The sequence below is a fragment of the Enterococcus saccharolyticus subsp. saccharolyticus genome, from assembly GCF_029023825.1.
In the GTDB taxonomy this organism is placed as follows: domain Bacteria; phylum Bacillota; class Bacilli; order Lactobacillales; family Enterococcaceae; genus Enterococcus_F; species Enterococcus_F saccharolyticus.
Genome location: NZ_CP118957.1, coordinates 907,224 through 930,475, shown reverse-complemented (window position 1 = coordinate 930,475; position 23,252 = coordinate 907,224). Strand labels below are relative to the sequence as shown.

At 35.7% G+C, this 23,252-nt stretch carries 23 protein-coding genes, 1 pseudogene and 2 CRISPR repeat arrays (1 of these 26 only partly in view); of the genes and pseudogenes, 6 read left to right on the top strand and 18 right to left on the bottom strand.

What is annotated here, in order from left to right:
• Positions 1-24 precede the first annotated feature (24 nt).
• Positions 25-2,271 carry a 5-methyltetrahydropteroyltriglutamate--homocysteine S-methyltransferase gene (metE, locus tag PYW32_RS04910; protein WP_016175449.1) on the top strand — a complete coding sequence of 749 codons (2,247 nt, stop codon included), beginning with the start codon at positions 25-27 and terminating at the stop codon, positions 2,269-2,271.
• Positions 2,264-3,142, top strand: coding sequence for a methylenetetrahydrofolate reductase [NAD(P)H] (metF, locus tag PYW32_RS04905; protein WP_016175450.1), 879 nt, complete (start codon positions 2,264-2,266; stop codon positions 3,140-3,142). The genes metE and metF overlap by 8 nt, the downstream gene beginning before the upstream one ends.
• Before the next feature lie 47 nt (positions 3,143-3,189).
• Here the strand turns inward: metF and tsaD are convergent, their stop codons facing one another.
• From tsaD to PYW32_RS04865, 8 genes are all read right to left on the bottom strand, one after another.
• Entirely contained in the window at positions 3,190-4,209 is a 1,020-nt protein-coding gene (gene tsaD / locus PYW32_RS04900; RefSeq protein ID WP_016175451.1) for a tRNA (adenosine(37)-N6)-threonylcarbamoyltransferase complex transferase subunit TsaD, read from the bottom strand.
• Positions 4,206-4,673: a ribosomal protein S18-alanine N-acetyltransferase gene (gene rimI, locus PYW32_RS04895; RefSeq protein WP_016175452.1), complete on the bottom strand. Its 468-nt coding sequence runs from the start codon at positions 4,671-4,673 to the stop codon at positions 4,206-4,208. The genes tsaD and rimI (PYW32_RS04895) overlap by 4 nt, the downstream gene beginning before the upstream one ends.
• Positions 4,670-5,203, bottom strand: coding sequence for a ribosomal protein S18-alanine N-acetyltransferase (gene rimI / locus PYW32_RS04890; protein ID WP_016175453.1), 534 nt, complete (start codon positions 5,201-5,203; stop codon positions 4,670-4,672). The genes rimI (PYW32_RS04895) and rimI (PYW32_RS04890) overlap by 4 nt, the downstream gene beginning before the upstream one ends.
• Positions 5,187-5,900, bottom strand: coding sequence for a tRNA (adenosine(37)-N6)-threonylcarbamoyltransferase complex dimerization subunit type 1 TsaB (gene tsaB / locus PYW32_RS04885; RefSeq protein ID WP_016175454.1), 714 nt, complete (start codon positions 5,898-5,900; stop codon positions 5,187-5,189). The genes rimI (PYW32_RS04890) and tsaB overlap by 17 nt, the downstream gene beginning before the upstream one ends.
• Positions 5,901-5,992: 92 nt before the next feature.
• Positions 5,993-6,991, bottom strand: a complete 999-nt coding sequence (locus PYW32_RS04880) for a LacI family DNA-binding transcriptional regulator (protein ID WP_016175455.1) — start codon at positions 6,989-6,991, stop codon at positions 5,993-5,995.
• 18 nt (positions 6,992-7,009) lie between these two features.
• Entirely contained in the window at positions 7,010-8,488 is a 1,479-nt protein-coding gene (galT, locus tag PYW32_RS04875) for a UDP-glucose--hexose-1-phosphate uridylyltransferase (protein ID WP_016175456.1), read from the bottom strand.
• Between the two features lie 11 nt (positions 8,489-8,499).
• The gene (gene galE, locus PYW32_RS04870; RefSeq protein WP_016175457.1) at positions 8,500-9,489 is read right to left on the bottom strand and encodes a UDP-glucose 4-epimerase GalE; all 990 of its coding nucleotides are present in this window, start codon (positions 9,487-9,489) and stop codon (positions 8,500-8,502) included.
• 42 nt (positions 9,490-9,531) lie between these two features.
• Positions 9,532-10,689, bottom strand: a complete 1,158-nt coding sequence (locus tag PYW32_RS04865) for a galactokinase (protein WP_016175458.1) — start codon at positions 10,687-10,689, stop codon at positions 9,532-9,534.
• A gap of 161 nt (positions 10,690-10,850) precedes the next feature.
• On the opposite strand from PYW32_RS04865, the gene PYW32_RS04860 reads away from it, so the two are divergent.
• Positions 10,851-11,018 carry a DUF3042 family protein gene (locus PYW32_RS04860; protein WP_016175459.1) on the top strand — a complete coding sequence of 56 codons (168 nt, stop codon included), beginning with the start codon at positions 10,851-10,853 and terminating at the stop codon, positions 11,016-11,018.
• A 120-nt stretch (positions 11,019-11,138) separates the two neighbouring features.
• Here PYW32_RS04860 and PYW32_RS04855 read toward each other — a convergent pair whose 3' ends face one another.
• Genes PYW32_RS04855 through PYW32_RS04835 form a run of 5 tightly spaced genes read right to left on the bottom strand, consistent with a single transcriptional unit; the run spans position 11,139 to position 13,992 of the window.
• Positions 11,139-11,534, bottom strand: a complete 396-nt coding sequence (locus PYW32_RS04855; protein ID WP_016175460.1) for a rhodanese-like domain-containing protein — start codon at positions 11,532-11,534, stop codon at positions 11,139-11,141.
• Between the two features lie 17 nt (positions 11,535-11,551).
• Positions 11,552-12,520, bottom strand: coding sequence for an ROK family glucokinase (locus tag PYW32_RS04850; RefSeq protein WP_016175461.1), 969 nt, complete (start codon positions 12,518-12,520; stop codon positions 11,552-11,554).
• 1 nt (position 12,521) lies between these two features.
• Positions 12,522-12,728 (bottom strand): YqgQ family protein, encoded by a 207-nt coding sequence (locus PYW32_RS04845; RefSeq protein ID WP_016175462.1) that lies wholly within the window; start codon positions 12,726-12,728, stop codon positions 12,522-12,524.
• 18 nt (positions 12,729-12,746) lie between these two features.
• Positions 12,747-13,436, bottom strand: coding sequence for a rhomboid family intramembrane serine protease (locus tag PYW32_RS04840; RefSeq protein WP_016175463.1), 690 nt, complete (start codon positions 13,434-13,436; stop codon positions 12,747-12,749).
• Positions 13,429-13,992, bottom strand: coding sequence for a 5-formyltetrahydrofolate cyclo-ligase (locus tag PYW32_RS04835; RefSeq protein WP_016175464.1), 564 nt, complete (start codon positions 13,990-13,992; stop codon positions 13,429-13,431). Before PYW32_RS04835 ends, PYW32_RS04840 begins: the two co-directional genes overlap by 8 nt.
• Positions 13,993-14,222: 230 nt before the next feature.
• On the opposite strand from PYW32_RS04835, the gene rpmG reads away from it, so the two are divergent.
• Positions 14,223-14,372 carry a 50S ribosomal protein L33 gene (gene rpmG / locus PYW32_RS04830; protein ID WP_002356321.1) on the top strand — a complete coding sequence of 50 codons (150 nt, stop codon included), beginning with the start codon at positions 14,223-14,225 and terminating at the stop codon, positions 14,370-14,372.
• 101 nt (positions 14,373-14,473) lie between these two features.
• On the opposite strand, the gene PYW32_RS04825 is transcribed toward rpmG, so the two are convergent.
• The 4 genes from PYW32_RS04825 to PYW32_RS04810 form a co-directional block, all read right to left on the bottom strand.
• The gene (locus PYW32_RS04825; protein ID WP_016175465.1) at positions 14,474-15,238 is read right to left on the bottom strand and encodes a DNA/RNA non-specific endonuclease; all 765 of its coding nucleotides are present in this window, start codon (positions 15,236-15,238) and stop codon (positions 14,474-14,476) included.
• A 64-nt stretch (positions 15,239-15,302) separates the two neighbouring features.
• Complete coding sequence (locus PYW32_RS04820) at positions 15,303-15,758, bottom strand: hypothetical protein (protein WP_016175466.1); 456 nt, start codon at positions 15,756-15,758, stop codon at positions 15,303-15,305.
• Positions 15,759-15,880: 122 nt separating this feature from the next.
• On the bottom strand, positions 15,881-17,098 hold the full coding sequence (locus PYW32_RS04815; protein ID WP_016175467.1) for a CCA tRNA nucleotidyltransferase: 1,218 nt from the start codon (positions 17,096-17,098) through the stop codon (positions 15,881-15,883).
• Between the two features lie 9 nt (positions 17,099-17,107).
• Positions 17,108-17,461: a nucleotide pyrophosphohydrolase gene (locus tag PYW32_RS04810; protein ID WP_016175468.1), complete on the bottom strand. Its 354-nt coding sequence runs from the start codon at positions 17,459-17,461 to the stop codon at positions 17,108-17,110.
• Between the two features lie 131 nt (positions 17,462-17,592).
• Here PYW32_RS04810 and PYW32_RS04805 point away from each other — a divergent pair, with 131 nt between their 5' ends.
• Positions 17,593-18,486: a YitT family protein gene (locus PYW32_RS04805; protein WP_016175469.1), complete on the top strand. Its 894-nt coding sequence runs from the start codon at positions 17,593-17,595 to the stop codon at positions 18,484-18,486.
• 35 nt (positions 18,487-18,521) lie between these two features.
• Here the strand turns inward: PYW32_RS04805 and PYW32_RS13345 are convergent.
• A pseudogene (locus tag PYW32_RS13345) lies at positions 18,522-18,710 on the bottom strand (hypothetical protein); the annotation flags it as partial.
• Positions 18,711-18,724: 14 nt separating this feature from the next.
• A CRISPR array of direct repeats spans positions 18,725-21,151; the repeat unit is 29 nt; unit sequence ATTTACATTTCATTATTTTAAATTAAGAC.
• Between the two features lie 129 nt (positions 21,152-21,280).
• Here PYW32_RS13345 and PYW32_RS04800 point away from each other — a divergent pair.
• Positions 21,281-22,453, top strand: coding sequence for an IS256 family transposase (locus PYW32_RS04800; RefSeq protein ID WP_016175400.1), 1,173 nt, complete (start codon positions 21,281-21,283; stop codon positions 22,451-22,453).
• A gap of 68 nt (positions 22,454-22,521) precedes the next feature.
• Positions 22,522-23,252: direct repeats of the CRISPR family, unit length 29 nt; unit sequence ATTTACATTTCATTATTTTAAATTAAGAC; it runs 2,726 nt beyond the window's last position.

Sequence of the window (23,252 nt, the reverse complement as noted above, 5' to 3'; positions counted from 1 at the left end):
ACACAAAAAAAGGAGTGTTGGTGAATGACAACAACAATTATCGGGTTTCCCCGTTTAGGTGAATTTAGAGAATTAAAATTTGAAACAGAAAAATATTTTAGAAATGAAATTTCAGCAGATGACTTAAAAGCTTTTGCAAAAGAATTGCGTCAAAAACATTGGAACGTTATTAAAGACGCTGGCATCGATCAAATTCCAAGTAATGATTTTTCTTTCTATGACAATACATTAGATACATCGGTCTTATTTAATATTATTCCTAAAAAAGTAAAAGATTTAGACTTTGACGAGTTAGAAGAATATTTTGCTTTAGCTCGTGGTTATCAAGGGGAAAAAGGGGATGTTCATGCCCTACCAATGAAAAAATGGTTCAATACAAACTACCATTATTTGGTTCCTCAATTTGAAAAAACAACTAACATCCAAGTGAACACGACGAAAATTGTCGATGAATTTTTAGAAGCCAAAGAATTGGGTATCCTAACACGTCCGGTTATTTTAGGACCATTTACGTTACTACAATTAGGTCAATACCACGATGGGACAAGTAGTGCTGATTTTGCGACGGATTTATTAGCCGCTTATCAAGAAGTTTTCACAAAACTTGCAGCAGCAGGTGCGGAATGGATTCAAATTGATGAACCAGGATTAGTTTTAGATTTAACGGCTGAAGACATTGCTCGTTTCAAAGAATTTTACCAAACTTTATTAGCCAACAAAAATGGTCTAAATGTCTTATTACAAACTTATTTTGGTGATATTCGTGACATTTACGAAGAAGTTATTGCCTTAGACTTTGATGGAATTGGGTTAGATTTTGTCGAAGGAAAAGAAACGTTAAACTTAATCACGAACACTCCCTTCCCAGAAGATAAAAAATTATTTGCTGGTATCGTTAATGGAAAAAATATTTGGACAAACAACTATACAAGTACTTTTGATTTATTAGCGAAATTACCAAAAAATGTCGTATTAAGCACTTCTTGTTCGTTACTACATGTGCCATATTCTGTTGAAAATGAAGTTTTTTCAGATGAAATCAAACAATATTTTGCTTTTGCGAAAGAAAAATTAGCAGAATTAGTCGCGCTAGACAAAACTGACCAAGCAGCAATCGAGAAAAACAATCGTATTTTCAAACAGGAACGTATTACTGCAAACAAAGCACTACAAGAAAAAATTGCCCAATTAACAGACGCTGACTTTGTTCGTTTACCTGCTTTTGATGAACGTGAAGCATTACAAACAGACTTGTTGAAATTACCAAACTTACCAACGACAACTATTGGTTCTTTCCCACAAACAAAAGAAGTTAAAATCACTCGTGGGAAATTTAAACGTGGAGAAATTACGCAAGAAGAATACGATGCATTTATCGCGAAGAAAATTGATGACTGTATCGCTTTCCAAGAAAAAATCGGTTTAGATGTTTTAGTCCATGGTGAATTTGAACGCAATGACATGGTGGAATTCTTTGGCGAAGCATTAGATGGGTATTTATTCTCTAAAAACGGTTGGGTACAATCTTATGGTACTCGTGGGGTGAAACCACCCATTATCTGGGGCGATATCGCTCGTTCCAAAGCCATCACAGTCCAATGGTCAAAATATGCCCAAAGCAAAACAGAACAAATTGTGAAAGGGATGCTAACAGGTCCCGTAACTATCTTGAACTGGTCATTCCCACGTGAAGATATCTCAATTAAAGACAGCACATATCAATTAGCTTTAGCTATCCAAGAAGAAGTTTTAGATTTAGAAGCGAATGGTATTCGTATTATCCAAATCGATGAAGCTGCGTTACGTGAAAAATTACCATTGCGTCAAACGGATTGGTACAGTGAATATTTAGATTGGGCAATCCCTGCTTTCCGACTTGTTCATAGCAAAGTGCAACCAGAAACCCAAATTCATACACATATGTGCTATAGCGAGTTTGAAGATATCATTCAAGCAATTGATGATATGGATGCAGACGTGATTAGTTTCGAAGCTTCTCGTTCAAACTTAGCCTTATTAGATGCTTTAAATCGCAACAATTTCCAAACACAAGTTGGTCCTGGTGTGTACGATATTCATTCACCACGTATCCCTTCTGTAGAAGAAATTAAACAAACGATTGGCAAGATTTTAGAAAAAATCCCAACGGACAAAGTTTGGGTAAACCCTGACTGCGGTTTAAAAACACGTGGTGAAAAAGAAACATACGCAAGTTTAGAAAACTTAGTATTAGCTGCAAAAGAAGTAAGAGAGGGGCTTGTAAATGACTGATAACGCGGAAAGACAACGTCCTTCCCTTTCTTTTGAAATTTTCCCACCCAACACAAAGACGTCAAACGAGTTGCTTTTGGACACACTGGATGAATTGCAGGACTTAGGTCCGCATTTCATCAGTGTGACTTGTAGCAATAAAAATGCTGATTTAAAAACGACGACATTAAAGTTAGCTGGTTACATTCAAAAAACATTGAACGTCCCTAGCATTGCTCATTTGACGGCAGCGTATTCTTCAAAAGAAGATATTCGGGAAGCCATTAATATTTTAAAACGTTCCAATACCAACCGTATTTTAGCATTACGCGGCGATATTTATGCAGACAAACCACCTTTGGAAGATTTCAGACATGCGAGTGATTTGATTCATTTCATTAAAGAAGAAGAACCCGCCTTCCAAATCAGTGGCGCTTGTCATCCAGAAGTACATCCAGAAGCAAAAAATCGTGTGGAAGATTTACAGAATTTAAAGAAAAAAGTTGATAGTGGGTGTGACGATTTAATTACTCAATTATTCTTTGATAACGATATTTTTTACCGTTTCCGCGAAAATTGTGATATTGTCGGCATTGATGTCCCTATCTATGCGGGGATTATGCCCATTGTTAATCGTAATCAAGCGTTGCGTTTAATCAAAACAACCAAAACGGCTCTTCCCCGTAAATTCATTGCGATTTTAGAAAAATATGAGCACGATCCAGAATCACTGCGTGCAGCTGGTTTAGCCTACGCCATTGATCAGATTGTCGATTTAGTGACACAAGACACATCTGGGATTCATTTGTACACGATGAATCAATCGCAAACTGCATTAAGTATTTATCGTGCAACAAAAACGTTATTTAAAGAAGAAGCGATTGTTGTCTAAAAAAGACAAGTCTTTCCTATAAGTAGGGAGACTTGTCTTTTTGCAAGTTATACTTTTTTTGTAGGAAATGCTAAACTGGGAACAGCATTCAACGACATATCCGCAAAATGGTTTTTCGCCAATTCAACATGTGCAGCTGCACCAATCATAGCCGCATTATCGCCACATAAGCGTAGCGGTGGAATAACTAAGGTCAAATCCGGAAGTTGCTCTACTGCTTCTTCTAACGCTTGACGTAAGCCTTGGTTGGCAGCAACACCACCAGCCACCACCAATTGTTTGACTGGATATTCTTGACAAGCACGTAATGTTTTACTCACTAAGACATCAATGACACTTGCTTGGAAACTGGCGGCTAAATTTTCTGTAGATAGTTCTTCGCCGCGCTGTTCTGCGTTATGCACCAAATTAATAAAGGCACTTTTCAATCCACTAAAACTAAAATCAAAATTATCTTCATGAATCATCGCACGAGGAAAATGATACGTGTCACTCCCAATATGCGCCAATCGGTCAATTTCTTTGCCGCTTGGATAAGGTAAACCAAGAACACGTCCGACTTTATCATACGCTTCTCCGGCAGCATCATCTCGTGTTTCCCCGACAATTTCATACGAACCATCTTCAGCCATTAAGACTAACTCTGTATGTCCGCCGCTAACCAATAAGGCCATTAAAGGAAATATCAAAGGTTGGACAAAACGTGCCGCATAAATATGCCCTGCCATATGATTGACTGGAATTAATGGTAAGTTATGCGCCCAAGCGAACGCTTTTGCTGCAGAAATCCCTATTAATAATGACCCTACCAACCCAGGACCTTGCGTCACTGCAACCGCTGATAACTCATCAATCGACACATCGGCTTCTGCTAAAGCTTCTTCAATACACAACGTGATTTGCTCGACATGATGACGACTTGCCACTTCAGGTACCACGCCACCAAATCGTTGGTGACTTTTAATTTGTGATGCAACGATATTACTTAAAATAATGGCACCATCTTCAATTACTGCCACACTTGTCTCATCACAACTACTTTCAATTGCTAAAATCAATTCTCTCATTTGACCAACGTTGGCCTCACTTTCTTTATCATAATCAAGGCATCTTCAACCGGTGCTTGATAGTAATTTTTTCTACGCGCAATAATTTCAAAACCATGACTCAAATAGAGATTTTGTGCAGAAAAATTTGACACGCGTACTTCTAACAAAATTTGACTCATTTGATCTTCTTCGGCTACTCGAAATAATTCTTTTAACAACGTTGCGCCTAATCCTTGATGTTTTTCATCTGTATGGACAACTAAATTAAAAATTTCCATTTCATCTAAAAACTGATGGTAGCCTAAAAAACCGGCAATATGCGCTTTTTCTAAAATTAGGTATTCGCTTTGCTCATTGCGAATATCTGCTATAAACTGATCCACCGTCCACGGCGAACCGTATGTGTAACTATTTTCTGCGACTTGATGCAATTCGGTTGCTAATGCAGTTGTCTCAAAAAAATGCTTGCTCGTTATTTTCATTTTAATTGTTTCACCATATCTAAGGCATCTTCATTGCCTTCACTATAATATTCTGTCAAAACTTGGCGCGTTGTATAACCGAATGTTGTATACAAACGTTGCGCACCACTATTACTGATACGAACTTCCAACGACATCGTTTGACACCCATGCTGACGGGCAAACATTTCTGCTTCTGCCAATAATTGCTTGCCTAATCCTTTGTTTTGATAAGTCGGGATAACGGCAATATTGGTAATGTGCGCATCACTACCGACGACACGAATACCAATAAAAGCGATAATTTTTTTATGGACAGATACGCACAAATAGCGATGAATGTGTATCGAATACAACTCTGATAAAAACGCACCACGATGCCATGGTTGGTATTCTTTATAAACCAACTGTTGGACATGCATTAATGCTTTAATATCTTTTGGAAAGACTTCACGAAAATGATAGGTTTTATCATCCAACGTCACAGTCTTTTCTAGATAATCACTTTGTTCACGTAAAAAAGAAAGAAAAGCTTTAAATCTTTTCAACATAACTTTCTTCTCCAATTTCGTGGGATTCTAACCATTTTTCTTCAGCTTCCACACGTTTTAAATAATTTGGTAAAAAAGGATGGGCGTCCACTACCGGTGCTTGTTTCCCTAATTCAGCTAATACAACGCCACTTGGATAATTCCAAGCTAAGACGGTATTACAAATTGCTGTAGGGATTTTTTCCGCAATGATTTCTTGGAATTTTTGGACATCTTCCCCAACAAAATAAACTTCTTGTCCTTGTAATTTTGTCAATAAGGCGTCTAAAGCAATGTGTTGCTCAGGCAATACGTTGACTAATTGTCCTTGTTGCCATTGATAGGCTCCAGCATAGACATTTTGGCGACGTGCATCAAAAAGCGGTACAATCCATTCATTGCGACCAACACAATTGCCAGCAACTGTTGCTAGACTAGACACACCAACCAATTCAATATTTAATGTATCTGCTAAAGTTTTGGCTGTGGTTACCCCAATGCGCAAACCAGTATACGAACCTGGCCCTTGAGCAACGACAATGCGATCCAATGCTTGTGGTGTTAAATCAAGCTCTCGCATCAGTGTTTCAATTGCTGGCATCAATGTTTTACTGTGGTTTTTATTGACAGTTGTTTGCAGTTGTCCCAATAGACGTTGGTCTTCTGTCACTGCAACTGCCATCGTTTGATTCGATGTATCTATTGCAAGTATCTTCATTTTTATTCCCTACCTTATTCAAGTTCTTTCATATTTTACCACAAAAGTTCGCATTGAGACTAACGTTTCTCCCTAAAACAAAAAAGAGTCCTTTACAGACTCTCGTTTGTTTTCAATGTTGATTGACGTAAAATTAATTCCGTTGCTAAAACGATTCGTTTAGAAACAGGTGGTTGTTCTTTAATTAAATCAACTAAGGTTAAAACTGCTAATTCACCCATCCATTCGGTATAAACACGAATCGTAGTTAATGCTGGGCTCACATATTTTGCGACACTCACATCATTAAAGCCAATCACAGAAATGTCTTCTGGAATACTTAACCCATGTTCTTGAATAGCTCGCATCGCTCCAATGGCCAGCGCATCGCTTGAAGCAAACAATGCCGTTGGATAGTCATTTTCTTTTGCTAAAAATTGATTCATCGCTTGATAGCCGCCTTCTACGGTAAACGTACCTTGAAGATGGTAATTTTCACGGTAAAGTTTCAACTGTGTCAAACGTTCTTTAAATGCCTTAAAACGTGGATCAGCAATTTCATAGTTGCTTCGCTTTGTGTATTCAATGCCTGATAAAATAGCAATTTTTTCATGTTTTTCTTGAATAAAATGATCAATCACTTGTTCGATACTTTGTGTAAAATCAACCACTAGCGAATCATGACCATGAATCGTATCGTTCGTATCTACAAATAATAACGTCCCTGCTAATTTTTCTAATAAACGAATTTGCTTCGGATCAAATTTACCTAATGCAATCGTTCCTGCAGCAGTTGTTTCTGACAATTGATCTAACGGCTCTTTTAATAACAAAATGTTTAATTCTTCGGCTTTTTTCTCAATTCCTAAGCGAATCGCTAAATAATACAAATCTGCTAACTCTTCGGCAGTATCGTGCCATTGTACTAAACGGATAACGAGTTGTTCGCGACGTTTTTTCTTATGCTTTGTATAATTCAGCGACTCGGCTGCTTCAAAAATCTTCTGCTTAGTCTCTTGGCCTACAGATAAGTCCGGATCATAGTTGAGGACACGCGAGACCGTTGCAGGAGAGACTCCTGCTTTATCTGCAATATCTTTAATCGTTGCCACGATCTCTCCTCCTTTGATTTAAAGTGTTTGGGTAAAGGCTTCAAAAGCACGTTGTCCTTGGTCATCACGTTTAAAGACACCAGCATCTTCTAACACGCGTGTAAAAATGTTGCCGATTTCTTTTTCCATTACTTCTCGTACGTTTTCAGTCGAGAACGTATAGGATGCTTTCATACGCTCTGCCCATGGACGATGGCTTTCGGCTAATTCATTGTCTTGATTTAATAAATATTTTTCTACCTCTTGTAACTCTTTTTCAAGACGTGGCGGTAAAATAGCTAAGCCCATCACTTCAATTAAACCAATATTTTCTTTTTTGATATGGTGGACATCTTGATGAGGATGAAAAATGCCATCTGGGTATTCTTCAGATACATTGTTATCACGCAAGACCAAATCTAGTTCAAAGAAATCCCCTTTTTTACGAGCAATCGGTGTAATCGTATGATGCTGTGTACCATCTTCAGAAAATGCCACAATATTTAATTCTGGTGCAGAATAATTGCGCCATGTTTCTAAGACATGTGTGGCAGCATCAATTAACAATGCTTTATCTGTTGCTTGGAGGCGAATAACCGACATTGGCCATTTAACTGTTCCCGCTACTACTGTGGGATAATCTTTCAGGACAAACAAGCGGTCAATTGGTGCTTTCGCCATCGCAAAAGTATGATTGCCTCCTTGATAATGGTCATGCGACAAAATAGAACCACCCACAATTGGTAAGTCAGCATTTGAGCCAGCAAAATAATGCGGTAATACTTCCACAATTTGCAACAAGCGTGCAAAAGTTTGTTCGCTAATTTCCATCGGACGATGTTCTTCTGATAACACAATACAATGTTCATTATAATACGCATAAGGGGAATATTGGAAGCCCCAAGATTCGCCATCTAAATTCATACGAATAATGCGATGATTGGTTCGTGCGGGATAATTTACGCGTCCTTTGTAGCCCTCATTTTCCATACAAAGCATACATTTCGGATAATTACTTGTAACTGCATGACGCTCTGCAGCAATTTGTTTGGGGTCTTTTTCAGGTTTAGATAAATTAATCGTAATTTCTAATTCACCATAGGGTGTCTCAACTGGAAAATAAATATTCTTAGCAATCGCCCGTGTTTTGATGTAATCATTATTTTTACATAACTCAAAAAAATAATCCGTTGCTTCTTGTGGATCATTAGCATAATGTTGCGCAAAAAAAGCATTGACAACAGACGGTGGTGGTGTTAAGAAATCCATCAATTCGCCTTCCAAAATTTCAATCGCTGATAAGGTATCATCAATGACGTGATTTTTTTGTGCGGTGGCTACTAATTCATCTAATAATTCGGTTGAGGGGCGTGTGACAGGATGGACATCAAATTCGTCTAATTGATCTTCACCAATCATCCCTAAGATACGATTGTGTAAATACAAACGATCCATTTCCATCCAACCACCTGCTGCAATTGCAAGTGTTGTAAAATCAGCAATTGTTTGACTTAACATACCTTCAACTCCTATTCTTCATACCCATTTGGATGGCTGACATGCCAGTTCCAAGCAGTCTCAATGATTTTTTTCACATCCGTATAAGCCGGTTCCCAACCTAATATTTCTTTGGCTTTGTCACTTGAAGCGACTAATGTACTTGGGTCACCAGCACGACGAGGAACGACAACAGCTGGAATCTCTTTTTTCGTCACTTCACGCGTAGCATCCAACATTTCTTTCACCGAATACCCGTTGTTACTACCCAAATTAAAGACATTGCTTTCATTTCCTGCTTTTAAATAATCCAAAGCTAATAAATGAGCGGCAATTAAATCTTCCACATGCACATAATCACGAATACAAGTCCCATCCGGTGTATTGTAATCATCGCCAAAAATAGACAATTCCTTCCGTTGCCCTAATGCAACTTGTAAAATAATTGGCACTAAATGCGTTTCTGGCGTGTGATCTTCGCCAATAGAGGCATCCGCTTTGGCACCAGCTACATTGAAATAACGCAACGCAACATATTTCATTCCATACGCGTTATCGCACCATTTCATCATTTTTTCCATCATCAATTTGCTTTCCCCATATGGATTCTTGGGATTTGTTGGGGTTGTTTCCGCAATTGGAGTGACTTCTGGTTCGCCATAAGTTGCAGCCGTTGATGAAAAGACAATGTGTTTCACGTCATGTTCTTGCATGACTTCTAAAAGCACTTGCATCCCATACACATTATTATTGAAGTATTTCAGTGGTTTTTCCACAGACTCACCCACTAAAGAGCTAGCTGCAAAATGAATGACTCCTGCAATTGTTTCTTTGTCAAACACACTAGTGACAAATGATTTATCACGTACATCCCCTTCATAAAAACGTGCGTTGGGGTGTATTGCTGCACGGTGTCCGGTTAATAAGTTATCAATGACGACAACATCCTCCCCGCGTTGAATTAATTGATCGACTGCGTGAGAACCGATATACCCAGCTCCACCTAAGACTAAAATAGACATTGATTGTCCTCGCTTTCTTCTTTTAAATTCTCTTGTTCTATCTTATAACTTTCTAGCACCATCATCAATGCTTGCTTGATAAATATCCGTCGCATACCCAATTTTGTCTAAATATTCTTGGGAAACAGTCACAACAAAATCTTGCCAATCTGCTTGTTTGACTAAAGCAATTGCACAACCACCAAAACCGGCACCGGTCATCCGTGCACCTAAAACACTCGGATAATTTTGCGCTGCGGTAACTAAAGTATCCAATTCAGCACCCGTTACTTCATAATCTTCTTTTAAAGAAGCGTGCGACGCATTTAATAATTTGCCAAATGTCACTAAATCGTCAGCTCGTAACGCTTGACGTGCTTGCAATGTTCGCTGATTTTCAGTTACTGCATGTTTGGCACGTTTCATTAATGTTTCGTCACCAACTACCGCTGTATTTTCAAAAAAGGTTGCTTCATCCAGTTCACCTAACGATTGAATCGTGAGTTTTGTTTGCAAACGACGAAGCGCTTCTTCACATTCACTACGACGCTCATTATATTTTGAATCCGCCAGTTCACGACGTTTATTTGTATTCATAATGGCTACCACATATTCGCCAAAAGCGGCTGGCACGACTTCATAGTGTAATGTATTAGTGTCTAATAATAAAGCATGGTCTTTTTTTCCCATACCAATTGCAAACTGATCCATAATACCTGAATTGACACCAATAAATTCATTTTCTACTTGTTTTCCAATTTTGACTAATTCTAAACGTTCAATGGATAAATCGAACAAATCTTCCAAGATAACACCTGTTAATAGTTCGATTGATGCAGACGAAGACAATCCGGCACCATTTGGAATATTTCCATAAAAAACCACATTAAATCCTGAATCAATCGTATAGCCTGCTGCTTTTAAAAAGTGAATCATCCCTTTAGGATAATTGGCCCAATCATGCGCTTTATCATAAACCAAGTCATCCAATGAAAAAGTAATGACCCCAGCCTCTGGGAAATTTTCTGAATAAAGACATACCAGATTATCTGATCGTTTGCTCGCGACACCATATGTTCCTAAAGTAATCGACGCAGGAAAAACATGTCCTCCATTATAATCTGTATGCTCCCCAATCAAATTAATCCGACCAGGCGCAAAATATGTGCCATCAGCTGTTTTTTCAAACACTTCATTGAAAACCTTTTCTATTTTCTCCATCTCGTCATCGGCTCCTTTTGCTATTAGTAAACTCATTATAAAACATTTACTAAATTTTTTCAATTTATTTATTAAAATAATTTCATATAGTATATTACTTTGCAAAATCCCGTACTTCATTCATAATGTAAGTAAGATGAATGAAGTGAGGTGAAGGAACAATGAAAAAATTTGTTACAGGATTTGTTGTAGGTTCTCTTGCTACAACAGCAGCAACAATCGGCTTGATTGCCACAATAAAAAAACAAGTCATTGATCCAATCGACGAAAAAGAAGCGATCATTGATGAAAAACGCCGTAAAGCAAACCGTAAAAGCTTCGCAAGATAATCAAAAAAACTGTAGCAGTCGCCTTCATTGGCTGATTGCTACAGTTTTTTATATCAAGCACTTCTTTAAAAGAGTCCGCTATAGCAAAAAAAGAGAGACGATATCGTCCCTCTTTTTTGTTTAATTTTTCTTTTTCGTTTTTCCTGTCCAGCCATCATAGCCTTCTTTTAAGACATACACATCTTTGTAGCCATGTTTACGTAATTTATTCGCAGCACGCACACTTAATGCTTTTGAGCGATCGTATAGATATACTGGCTGGTCTTTGCGAATCGCTGTAATTGAATTATCCAAAACAGTATAAGGAATATTACGCGCACCTAGAATATGACCTGCGTCAAATTCATTTTTTTCACGGACATCAATCACTTGGGCTTTACGCATCCCTTCACGGAATTCCTCTTCGGTGATAGTTGTCGCTGAACGTTTTCCTAGGATATAATAATACAACCAATTTAATCCCATGAAAATTAAAACTAATAATAAAATCAGAGTTATTGTGTTAAAAAGATCCATGTTTCATTTCTACCTTTCTATTTTACAAATTGCAAAGCTAATGACGCAGCACCAATGACACCGGCATCATTTCCTAACTGTGCTAATTTGATTTGTGTACTTTCTCTTACTTGAGGGAATGTGTATTCATTGAAGTAGTTCTCTACACGGCTTCGTAAAAATTCACCGGCTGCCGAAACACCGCCACCTAAAACGATACTTGATGGATTCAATGTATTACCTAAATTACCGCAAGCCAAACCTAAATAGAAACAAACTTTGTCCACAACCATTAACGCAAATGGATCATCTTGTTCTGCTAGTACAAAGACATCTTTACTTGAAATATCTTGTCCATCATCTAAACGACGTTTCAATTCAGAATCACCCGCATATTCCTCAGATAATTGACGTGCAACACGAACCACACCCGTGGCACTTGCGACTGTTTCTAAACATCCTACTTTTCCACATGTACATTCAAAACCATGAGGATCAACGGTTACGTGACCAATTTCACCAGCACAACCAGCAACACCATGCAACAAGTTTCCTTCTGCAATAATACCGCCACCAACGCCAGTTCCTAGCGTCATGAGAATAACGTCTGGATTATTTTCACCAGCACCTTTCCAACGTTCACCTAAAGCCGCTACGTTCGCATCATTATCTAACGTAAATTGGATACCAGTTCCTGCTTCAATTTGTTCACGAACAGGTTGTAATGTTTTCCAATTTAGATTGTATGCACCGATAACTGTGCCATTTTCACGGTCAACACTTCCCGGAGTTCCCATACCGATACCAACAAAATCGTCTGCTTTTAACTCATATAAATTCAAACGATGGTTAATTGATTCAATAATTTCAGGTACAATATGTGATCCTTCATCCAAAATATTTGTTTCAATACTCCATTTTTGTTGGATTTCTCCTTCAAGTGTCACAATCGCAAATTTAACTGTTGTGCCACCTAAATCAATCCCAATGATTTTCTTTTCTTCCATCTTAAAAATCCTCCCTGCTTTCTTCGATACGATGTTCTCGATTCAAAATACCACGTGCTGTAAAATAGGTTTCTCGATCGATAAGCCGCGCTTCGAATAGCTTTTGTAATTCAATTGCCATCAGTTCAATGTCATAGATACGTTTGCCCACATAAATGTACAAACCGAATTGTTTAAATAACTGCTGAACATCATATAAAGTTTCCATAAAGACACTTCCTAAACATTATACAAGTATTTCATACTTTTTGAAACCGTACACGATACAAAAAATGACCAAAAATGCTAAAATCATTCCGGAAATAATTCGTAGATGAATCGAGTAACGTTTGCCGTTATTCGGTAATCCTAAAACGTTTCCTAATAACAGACCACCAACTAACCCACCAATATGTCCCCACATATCAATCGAACGGTCAAAGACACCAAATAATAGACTCATTCCAATAAATAGCGTGAATTGACGAACCATTCCTTGAATCGCTGGATGTCCTTTGAAATGCACACCTAAAATAACAAATGCGCCAAATAAACCAAATAATGATGTACTTGAACCTGCAGATTGCACACCTGCTTGATTAAAAGCAAAACTCATCGCATTTCCAGTAAGTCCACTAATGAGATAGATAATAAAAAAACGCGTATGTCCATAAATAGCTTCAATTTGTTGTCCCATAAAATAAAGTACAACCGAATTTACTGCAAAGTGCATCAATCCATAGTGGATAAAAATCGGGGTAATAAAACGCCAATATTCATGACCTTGAACGACTAATGGGCCAAACATCGCACCTCGAAATTCCAAATATAAACCGGGAAATAAAAACGCTAAGAGATAGACCACAACTTGAATTGTCAAGAAAGTATATGTCAAAAACGGCGTTCGTTTTAAACGGTTCAATGATAAATTATTCATACGTCACTCCCTTAAAAGTATCTGTAAAAATTCGCGCAACAGGAAGGTCAAATGAATCGTGTTGCCAGTCATTATTCAATTGTTCCGAAAAAATTAAACTACAGGTTCGTCCCTTATATTCCGCTAAGTAGCGATCATAAAAACCACCGCCAAAACCAATTCGATACCCATCTTTTGAAAAAATAATACCTGGAACAAGTAACACATCAATTTCTTCTTTTGAAACATGTAACGCGCTGATCGGTTCATCTACACCAAATTTAGTGGTTCGATAAGCTGTTCGCGCGTCTACTTCATAAAAAGCTAACTGACGCTTCGGTAGTGACTTTGGAACCACAACTCTCTTATTTTCAGCCCAAGCACGTTGCATAATCGGTTCTGTATTAAATTCAAACGGGGTAGAACGAATCATACCAATGACGTTCGCTTCTTTCCAAATCCGTGAAGCAAAAAAGAGCGCTAAAATCATTTCTTCTTTCTTTGCCTTCTTTTTAGGTTGCTCTGCCAGTTTTTTTAGCGTGGCAATCCCTGACTGACGAAGTTCTGTTTTTTCCATAAATTCACACTCCTTTAACTCTATTCAAGCTCTTACGCACATCCTTTATTTTAACATGGAACCCACGTTCCGCCTATAACTAACCACCAATTAAACATCGAAGAATCGTCAAGTAAAATTACTTAACAAAATTTGCTAAAAAGGCTAGATTTCTCAGACCAAACGTGATATTATAGTTTGGTCTGAGAGAGAGTTCTTGGAATATTCTAGATATATGGGAGGGAAAACAGATGCGCGTAAACATTACATTAGAATGTACTTCTTGTAAAGAACGTAACTACTTAACAAACAAAAACAAACGTAACAACCCTGATCGTTTGGAAAAACAAAAATATTGCCCACGTGAAAGAAAAGTTACTTTACATCGTGAAACTAAATAATAGTTTGATTAAACGCTGAAATTCTTGGTTAACCAGAATTTAGCGTTTTTTATTTTGCTTAAAAAAAACAGCCACGACTACACATTGTAATCGTGACTGTCTTATGCTTTTCTAGAATCCCCTGTAGCATAGTCAATACTATACCCGTCTTGCACATTGTAGATAAAAATATTAAAACACAATCCTTGATCTTCAATACTATGTGCTTCAATCTGGACACCACGAGGAACAAGTTCATCCCCTTTAAAATAAGGTGTCACTCGATATCGTACGTGATTGGAAGTTTCTTTTAAATAATTGGCGACTTTATCTTCATATTCTTTCATTGGTTTTTGATTCATTTGTTGCGTACCTGTAAATAAGTTTTGCCAATTATCATTTTCTCCAGTAAAACGGAAAGCAATTAAATGCGAGCGGTTATATAGCCATTTGCCGTCATCAAGTTTCTTTTGCTTCCACCCTGTTGGATACACACCTGAGATATCTCCTCGCTCTTCTTTAGGCATCATACTTTTATGTAATAGAGCATTTGCTGGCCCGACACGGTTGAGAGAATCAAGCGGAGAAAAAGTTTGCCAAGGTCCATTGGCAAGTGATAATTCTTGTTCGGTAAACGTCGTATGATTGTCATTTAGTGTCACCACAATATTTGTACCATCATACTCTGGTAACGCATCAAGCTGTGGATAATTTGCTAACTGTTTTGGTGTATCATCAAACGCATCCAAAATAGTTGTTGGATCGGACCAATCCACTTTTGACAAGTCAATTTGTCCAGCTGTCGCCGTGAAAACAAGCAACGCAACAAGTGAATACAATACCCCTTTAACAGTATTTGTCGGTGTATTGTTTTTTTTCTTTGCCATATCATTCCACCTTATATTTTTTCAGAAAGAAACGAGAATTCTAAAAAGAATTCTCGCCTGTTGTTTATTCGAAGTGTTTGCCGTAGATATCATCTACAGTATTTTTTGGATCGATAACAATGTAAAGATTTTTAGTTTTTTCACTGATTTTTGTTGATTGGTATGCATTATCCAATCCATCAGTTGATTTATCTTTGTATGGGAAATAAATAACATCAGGATGACCTGTTTCGTATAATATTTCCATACGTTCGATATCTTCATATTTTAAGGCACGTGCAAACATTCCTGATTCCAAACCACCTAAGTTGATATCGTGAGTTGATACATGATCGCCTTCTTGGAAGATTTCAATTTTAAATGCTTCACATGGGTGAATTTCTACAAAGTCACTACCTTTAATACGACCAAAACTTGTTGAAATTTGCTTGATCCATAAATCACCAATGTAACGACGATCGATTGTCCAAGTCTCTCCATTTCGGAAAAGTAATTTTAACGCTTTCATTTGTCTAGCCATGTTGAACTCTCCTTACCTTATTGGTTAATAAATGCCACATACTTAGTGTAGCATAACAATTGTCTCTAGTAAATATAATACACAATGAGAAGAACTAGTTTTTCTCATTGTGCATCAAATTCTTAACATTCTTTTTTTTCAATTGCAGCTGCTGCATAGTTAAGCAACTCTTTTTTCTCATTAGGAATTACTTGTTCTACCACAGCTTGCTCACAAAGCGTCAAGATTTCTTTCATCCATTTTCCAGGTTTTCGCTTAACATGCGCTAAGAGATCATGTCCACTAATTGCCAAATCATGCAACGAATGAATCGGTAATTGATGGTATTGTTCTTGAACAGCAACCACATCATTATCTAATCCAAAATAGGGCAATAATTCTTCAGTTAAAATCGCTTGTTCTTCTCCTAAGGTATAAAGTAATTGCTTCGTAAACATCTGTGTTTTTCGAAATTGTAATCCTGTAAATACAGCTTGTGTCGTACGAATAATTTCATTTGAACACTTCCATGCTTTCATAAACGGTCGAATTTCTGTCTCTGCTAATCCTAATTGATCGATTAACAAAACCCACGCATGAATTTCCTTTTCAATTTGTCGATCAGTTAATTCAGAAAATCGGAGTAAGCCTTCACCAAATCTACGTAATTGGGGACAATAAATATAGCATTCTGTTTCCACAAACATCTCTAGACCTGCTTGGCGATAACGCCCTAATAATAATTTGATAAATTCAATATTAATCCGTTCAACTGAAATTTTTTCCAATAGCGCATGATTCTCATAAATAGATGCAAATGTTTCTGCTTCCAATTGAAAGCCTAATTGACTAACGAAACGCAAGCCACGCATCATTCGCAACGCATCTTCATGAAACCGTTCATGAGGATTCCCCACAGCACGTAGAACTTTGTTTTCCAAATCAACTAAACCATCAAATAAATCAACAATTTCACCATCTTCTTTCAACGCAAAAGCATTGATTGTAAAATCACGACGCTTTAAATCTTCTTCTAACGAACGAACAAATTCAACATGATCTGGGCGACGAAAATCTTGATATGCTGATTCTGTTCGAAACGTAGTGATTTCGTATTGTTCATCACCATCTAGTACTAAAACCGTACCATGTTCAATTCCTACATCAATCGTTCGAGGAAAAATTTCTTTAATTTCAACAGGAAAAGCACTAGTCGCAATATCAACATCATGAATAGGGTGGCCTAATAAGACATCACGCACACTCCCCCCTACAAAGTACGCTTCAAATCCTGCATCTTCAATTTTCTTCAAAATAGGTAATGCTGTTTGATATTCTTGAGGGATTACCTTTAATTTCATCGACTCACCTCATTTATCTTCCGCAGGTTGTTTCCCATCTTTTCGTTCAAAACGATAGCTATCTCTGCGATTAAATTTTTCCATATTTTCTTCAAAAACTTCTGTCAAATCAATATCTAAAGAATTCGCCATAATCATTGTCACAAATAAAACATCACCTAGCTCTTCTGCGACTGTTTTGGCAGCTTCTGTTGTTTTTTTAGATTTCTCACCGTAATGATGATTAACTTCTCGAGCTAATTCCCCAACTTCTTCTGTTAAACGCGCCATTTGCGCTAACGGGCCAAAATAACCTGATTTAAATTGTTGAATATACGCATCGACTTCTTCTTGCATCGACGCTAATGAACGTTGATTCTCCAAAATGATCCACTCCTCTAAATTTCTCCTTTTCTATCTTAACAAATTGTAAAAAGAATTCATAGAAAAGAACTATTGTCTGTTCCATCTTTACGTGCTACATTTAGAACGATTATTTTATAAGGAGGAACATCATGCAAGCAATTTTTTCATTTCGAACCATTCGAGATATTTTCGTTATTCTTCTAGGCACAGCTATTTATGGATTTGGAATTGTCTTTTTCAATATTCCTAACGACTTAGCAGAAGGCGGGATTACAGGAATTACGTTAATTTTACGCGCCTTATTTTCTATTGATCCAGCTATTAGTACATTATTTTTAAATATCCCTTTAATAATTATTGGTGGACGAATTTTAGGTAAACGTGCTTTGTATTACACAATCTTGGGAACTGTGGGTTTATCTTTTTGGTTAAGCTTTTGGCAAAAAATCCCACTAGTCATCGATTTACAACACGACTTGCTCATTGTAGCTTTACTAGCTGGTGTCATTACAGGAATTGGTAGTGGAATGGTTTATAAAGTTGGGGGAACAACAGGTGGTAGTGACGTTATCGCACGTATTGTAGAGAAAAATTTTGGAATTTCTGTTGGAAAGTCATTACTAATTTTTGACGTAATTATTTTGATTCTTTCATTATCTTATATCAATTTAAATCGTATGATGTACACCTTAATTTTCGCTTATGTCTTTACTAAAATCATTGATTCCATTTTGGATGGCGGTTACTCAGCTAAAGGTATTTTAATCATGTCTGATAAAAATCCAGAGATTGCGCCTTTATTAATGCAGCAACTCGAACGCGGTTTAACTTATTTCAATGGTGAAGGTGGTTATTCAAACCAAACAAAAAATATCATTTACATCGTTGTCAGTCCACGTGAAATTTCTGAAGTAAAACGGATTGTCCACGAAACAGATGAAAAAGCCTTTGTTTCAGTTATCAATGTCCATGAAGTAGAAGGCGAAGGATTTAGTTATTTGAAGCCTAAAAACAAATTATTTTCGGCAAATAAAAAAGCCTAAAATTTAACCAGCCCACTTAGAATTAAATGGACTGGTTATTTTACTGGAGATTCAAGAAGAATTAAAGATTTTTTCATACAATCAATTTCGATTGTACAACCAATAGGCAAGCTCATGATTGGTGCAGTGTGCCCAAAGTTTGAATTATAGACAATTGGTAATTCTTCTAAGCGACATTCTTCAGAAATAATTTGAATTAGGCTTATACCATTCTCTCTCCCATCCTTGTCGTTCTGGAATTTACATTTCATTATTTTAAATTAAGACAAAAGTATTAGCCCTTGATTTATCCCTTTCTTCCACATTTACATTTCATTATTTTAAATTAAGACTCGTTTTTCTTTGAGCATGCTCTTCCTGAAAATATATTTACATTTCATTATTTTAAATTAAGACAAAAATGTAACAGACAACCAAGTTTTACAAGCACGTATTTACATTTCATTATTTTAAATTAAGACTTGTCAGAGTGTTAGCATTAACCGCAAAATACGAAAATTTACATTTCATTATTTTAAATTAAGACTTAACAGACGTAAATATCAAGCTATAGATGATGTCGATTTACATTTCATTATTTTAAATTAAGACGCCGATTAACCCTGCTAACAACTCTCCGACTGCCAGATTTACATTTCATTATTTTAAATTAAGACGCTACATCATGTTGCTCTAAAATTTCTTGCACATTTATTTACATTTCATTATTTTAAATTAAGACACCTGTAAAAGCCGATACTAACGCCCCAATAATTTGATTTACATTTCATTATTTTAAATTAAGACTTTTGGCTCATTGCGCCCGACATCTTGTTTGTACGTATTTACATTTCATTATTTTAAATTAAGACCAATACTAATTTTTAATTTAGCTATTCGAAACATTAATTTACATTTCATTATTTTAAATTAAGACTGATACCTAGACATATATCGCAACCGTTCTATAAGTATTTACATTTCATTATTTTAAATTAAGACGCCTGACGAGGTGCCCGGTAGTTTACTGGTTTTAACATTTACATTTCATTATTTTAAATTAAGACGTGCATGTACTCAACCAAATTGAAATTTTTATCACTATTTACATTTCATTATTTTAAATTAAGACCTGTTGCCGTTCCGTTTTGTGTATATTTTAAGTTAATTTACATTTCATTATTTTAAATTAAGACCTTTCGATTCAAGCTTTTCTTGTCTTTGTTTTTGATATTTACATTTCATTATTTTAAATTAAGACAATAAAAATGTATTTGTTAACTAATGTTCGATTATCATTTACATTTCATTATTTTAAATTAAGACAAGAACAATCAGCTATTCGTTGACTATTTTGACAATATTTACATTTCATTATTTTAAATTAAGACACTATTTCGTTGACGATACAAGCATTTGGCAATCGGATTTACATTTCATTATTTTAAATTAAGACGACATGTTTTAGAAGCACTAGATTCACTTAAAGAAGATTTACATTTCATTATTTTAAATTAAGACCCTAGCGATATATACGATTGAGCCAACAGAAAAATAATTTACATTTCATTATTTTAAATTAAGACATTTATCTTATAAGTAAAACCCCACGCTGATGATAAATTTACATTTCATTATTTTAAATTAAGACCTTATCAGTGCCGTCACTTCTTGTTTTTCTTTCACATTTACATTTCATTATTTTAAATTAAGACTTTTAACACTTTAGGCTGGGCTTTCCGATTACAAGAATTTACATTTCATTATTTTAAATTAAGACTGACGTCGAACCAATCAAAGAATGCCCGAATTGCTTATTTACATTTCATTATTTTAAATTAAGACTTGTCTAATAAGTACATAAGCGTTATTTGGAATAGTATTTACATTTCATTATTTTAAATTAAGACGTTAAACCGAAAAGGAAAATGAGTACAGCGAGAAAATTTACATTTCATTATTTTAAATTAAGACGGCTTACCTGTCCTAAACGCTTTTGCAAATGTTGACATTTACATTTCATTATTTTAAATTAAGACGTCCCCTAAAAGAGTGTTTATTTTAGCGTTGATTTTATTTACATTTCATTATTTTAAATTAAGACACGTTTGATCATACCAATTTTTCCAGCCGATTTAGATTTACATTTCATTATTTTAAATTAAGACCCTCATCTCTCCTTTGTTAGACGACCATCCTAAAAAATTTACATTTCATTATTTTAAATTAAGACCAAGGTAAACGTAAAAGACCGTCTTATAGTTATAAATTTACATTTCATTATTTTAAATTAAGACAAAAGCTCCGCTGTTTTTATACTTGATTCGATACTGATTTACATTTCATTATTTTAAATTAAGACCTTGATGGTGTCATCATAAACGATAAACATATTTTCATTTACATTTCATTATTTTAAATTAAGACCTCAAAGCATCCATGACATCATCATACTCTTTGATATTTACATTTCATTATTTTAAATTAAGACATAAGTATTTTCCCAATAGGTATTTGAATATGCTTGATTTACATTTCATTATTTTAAATTAAGACTAGCAAGTGGCTATATTGACAGTTGAGACGATTCAAATTTACATTTCATTATTTTAAATTAAGACAGAATCATTGTCAGTTGCTATGACTAAGGAATCTACATTTACATTTCATTATTTTAAATTAAGACTAATCGTAATGATTGTATGCACTAATTTGATAAAGTCCATATAATTGTGTAAAAGATAAAAGGCCATGTAAGAGCCCTTTTACGGTACAATGTTTTTAACCACTAAAAACATACCTAGGAGGACTTTACATGACCCAAGTACATTTTACACTGAACAACGAAGAGATTCAAAGTATTATTGAACATTCTGTAAAAGACGATGTTTCTAAAAACATTTTGACCACTGTATTCAATCAATTGATGGAAAACCAGCGAACTGAATACATTCAAGCTGAAGACTATGAACGATCTGAAAGCCGACAAAGCCAACGAAATGGCTACTACGAGCGTGACTTTACGACTCGCGTTGGAACTCTTGAATTACGAGTACCCAGAACACGTGACGGCGAGTTTTCACCAACGGTGTTTGAGCGTTATCAGCGAAATGAAAAAGCGCTGCTCGCTTCAATGCTTGAGATGTATGTTTCAGGCGTTTCAACACGTAAAGTCTCAAAAATCGTTGAAGAACTGTGTGGTAAATCAGTTTCTAAATCCTTTGTCTCTAGTCTGACTGAACAGTTAGACCCAATGGTCAACGAGTGGCAGAACCGCTCACTTTCGGATACAAACTATCCTTACTTGATGACAGATGTTCTCTACATAAAGATTAGAGAAGATAACAGGGTCCTTTCTAAAAGTTGCCATATTGCGATCGGAATTACAGAAGATGGAGACCGAGAAATCATTGGCTTTATGATTCAAAGCGAAGAGAGTGATGATACTTGGTCCATCTTCTTTGAGTACTTAAAAGAACGAGGTTTAAGGGGAACAGAACTCGTAATTTCTGATGCCCATAAAGGCTTAGTGTCTGCGATTCGTAAATCCTTTACCAACGCAAGTTGGCAGAGATGTCAAGTTCACTTCTTAAGAAATATTTTTACAACGATTCCTAAGAAGAACTCTAAACCTTTTAGAGAAGCTGTAAAAGGAATCTTTAAGTTTACAGATATCAATTTAGCACGAGAGGCCAAAAATCGCCTCATAGATGAATACATCGATCAAACAAAATATACAAAAGCTTGCGAAACCTTAGATAATGGCTTCGAAGATGCCTTTCAATACACGGTTTTGGGTAACTCTCACAACCGACTGAAAAGCACCAACCTTCTTGAACGTCTGAACCAAGAAGTACGCAGAAGAGAAAAAATCATTCGAATCTTTCCTAACCATGCTTCAGCCAATCGATTAATTGGAGCAGTCCTTATGGACTTGCATGATGAATGGCTGAGTTCGACAAGAAAGTATATTAAGTTTGGCAAGTAAAAAACAGTGAGAACATTGTATAGTATTTTACACAGGATTATGGACTTGACTACTAATTTTTTTATTGATATTTACATTTCATTATTTTAAATTAAGACGCTACAGTATTCATCATCCAGAAAATAACTTGCAAATTTACATTTCATTATTTTAAATTAAGACGTATCAAATATAATTCTTGCGCCTGTTCCCGAACATATTTACATTTCATTATTTTAAATTAAGACTCATCTACAACTTGATATTTACGTCTGTTAATTTGAATTTACATTTCATTATTTTAAATTAAGACCAAAAAGAAATGGAGACAGTGCCCGAATTTAAAAAATTTACATTTCATTATTTTAAATTAAGACCCGAACAACTTGAAATTTCCATACCTGTCAAACTTATTTACATTTCATTATTTTAAATTAAGACCAATAACATCTCCATCGCATTTACCAAATCTCGTCTATTTACATTTCATTATTTTAAATTAAGACTCTAAGGCTTTGTGGTTACCTCTTGCTAAAGCAGATTTACATTTCATTATTTTAAATTAAGACTGATTCCTCCAATTTTTCTATTTCAAATTCAATTCTATTTACATTTCATTATTTTAAATTAAGACAGAAGGTGAGTAGATGAAAATATTAGATGCTTGTTGATTTACATTTCATTATTTTAAATTAAGACCTAGGACAATCGTCTTTTTATTGTTTCTTTGGAGTATTTACATTTCATTATTTTAAATTAAGACTTTGGAGAGTCAGAATCAAATGCTCATGGATCGTGATTTACATTTCATTATTTTAAA

Coding starts and splice junctions, on each gene's coding strand:
- PYW32_RS04835 (WP_016175464.1), bottom strand. CDS start 13,992: ATGGAAAAAACAGAACTTCGTCAGTCAGGGATTGCCACGCTAAAAAAA.
- PYW32_RS04815 (WP_016175467.1), bottom strand. CDS start 17,098: ATGAAATTAAAGGTAATCCCTCAAGAATATCAAACAGCATTACCTATT.
- PYW32_RS04845 (WP_016175462.1), bottom strand. CDS start 12,728: ATGGAAACTTTATATGATGTTCAGCAGTTATTTAAACAATTCGGTTTG.
- PYW32_RS04865 (WP_016175458.1), bottom strand. CDS start 10,689: ATGGAGAAAATAGAAAAGGTTTTCAATGAAGTGTTTGAAAAAACAGCT.
- PYW32_RS04825 (WP_016175465.1), bottom strand. CDS start 15,238: ATGGCAAAGAAAAAAAACAATACACCGACAAATACTGTTAAAGGGGTA.
- tsaB (WP_016175454.1), bottom strand. CDS start 5,900: ATGAAGATACTTGCAATAGATACATCGAATCAAACGATGGCAGTTGCA.
- tsaD (WP_016175451.1), bottom strand. CDS start 4,209: ATGAGAGAATTGATTTTAGCAATTGAAAGTAGTTGTGATGAGACAAGT.
- metF (WP_016175450.1), top strand. CDS start 2,264: ATGACTGATAACGCGGAAAGACAACGTCCTTCCCTTTCTTTTGAAATT.
- rimI (WP_016175452.1), bottom strand. CDS start 4,673: ATGAAAATAACGAGCAAGCATTTTTTTGAGACAACTGCATTAGCAACC.
- PYW32_RS04850 (WP_016175461.1), bottom strand. CDS start 12,520: ATGGAAGAAAAGAAAATCATTGGGATTGATTTAGGTGGCACAACAGTT.
- PYW32_RS04855 (WP_016175460.1), bottom strand. CDS start 11,534: ATGGATCTTTTTAACACAATAACTCTGATTTTATTATTAGTTTTAATT.
- rimI (WP_016175453.1), bottom strand. CDS start 5,203: ATGTTGAAAAGATTTAAAGCTTTTCTTTCTTTTTTACGTGAACAAAGT.
- PYW32_RS04805 (WP_016175469.1), top strand. CDS start 17,593: ATGCAAGCAATTTTTTCATTTCGAACCATTCGAGATATTTTCGTTATT.
- galT (WP_016175456.1), bottom strand. CDS start 8,488: ATGTTAAGTCAAACAATTGCTGATTTTACAACACTTGCAATTGCAGCA.
- PYW32_RS04820 (WP_016175466.1), bottom strand. CDS start 15,758: ATGGCTAGACAAATGAAAGCGTTAAAATTACTTTTCCGAAATGGAGAG.
- galE (WP_016175457.1), bottom strand. CDS start 9,489: ATGTCTATTTTAGTCTTAGGTGGAGCTGGGTATATCGGTTCTCACGCA.
- rpmG (WP_002356321.1), top strand. CDS start 14,223: ATGCGCGTAAACATTACATTAGAATGTACTTCTTGTAAAGAACGTAAC.
- PYW32_RS04860 (WP_016175459.1), top strand. CDS start 10,851: ATGAAAAAATTTGTTACAGGATTTGTTGTAGGTTCTCTTGCTACAACA.
- PYW32_RS04800 (WP_016175400.1), top strand. CDS start 21,281: ATGACCCAAGTACATTTTACACTGAACAACGAAGAGATTCAAAGTATT.
- PYW32_RS04840 (WP_016175463.1), bottom strand. CDS start 13,436: ATGAATAATTTATCATTGAACCGTTTAAAACGAACGCCGTTTTTGACA.
- metE (WP_016175449.1), top strand. CDS start 25: ATGACAACAACAATTATCGGGTTTCCCCGTTTAGGTGAATTTAGAGAA.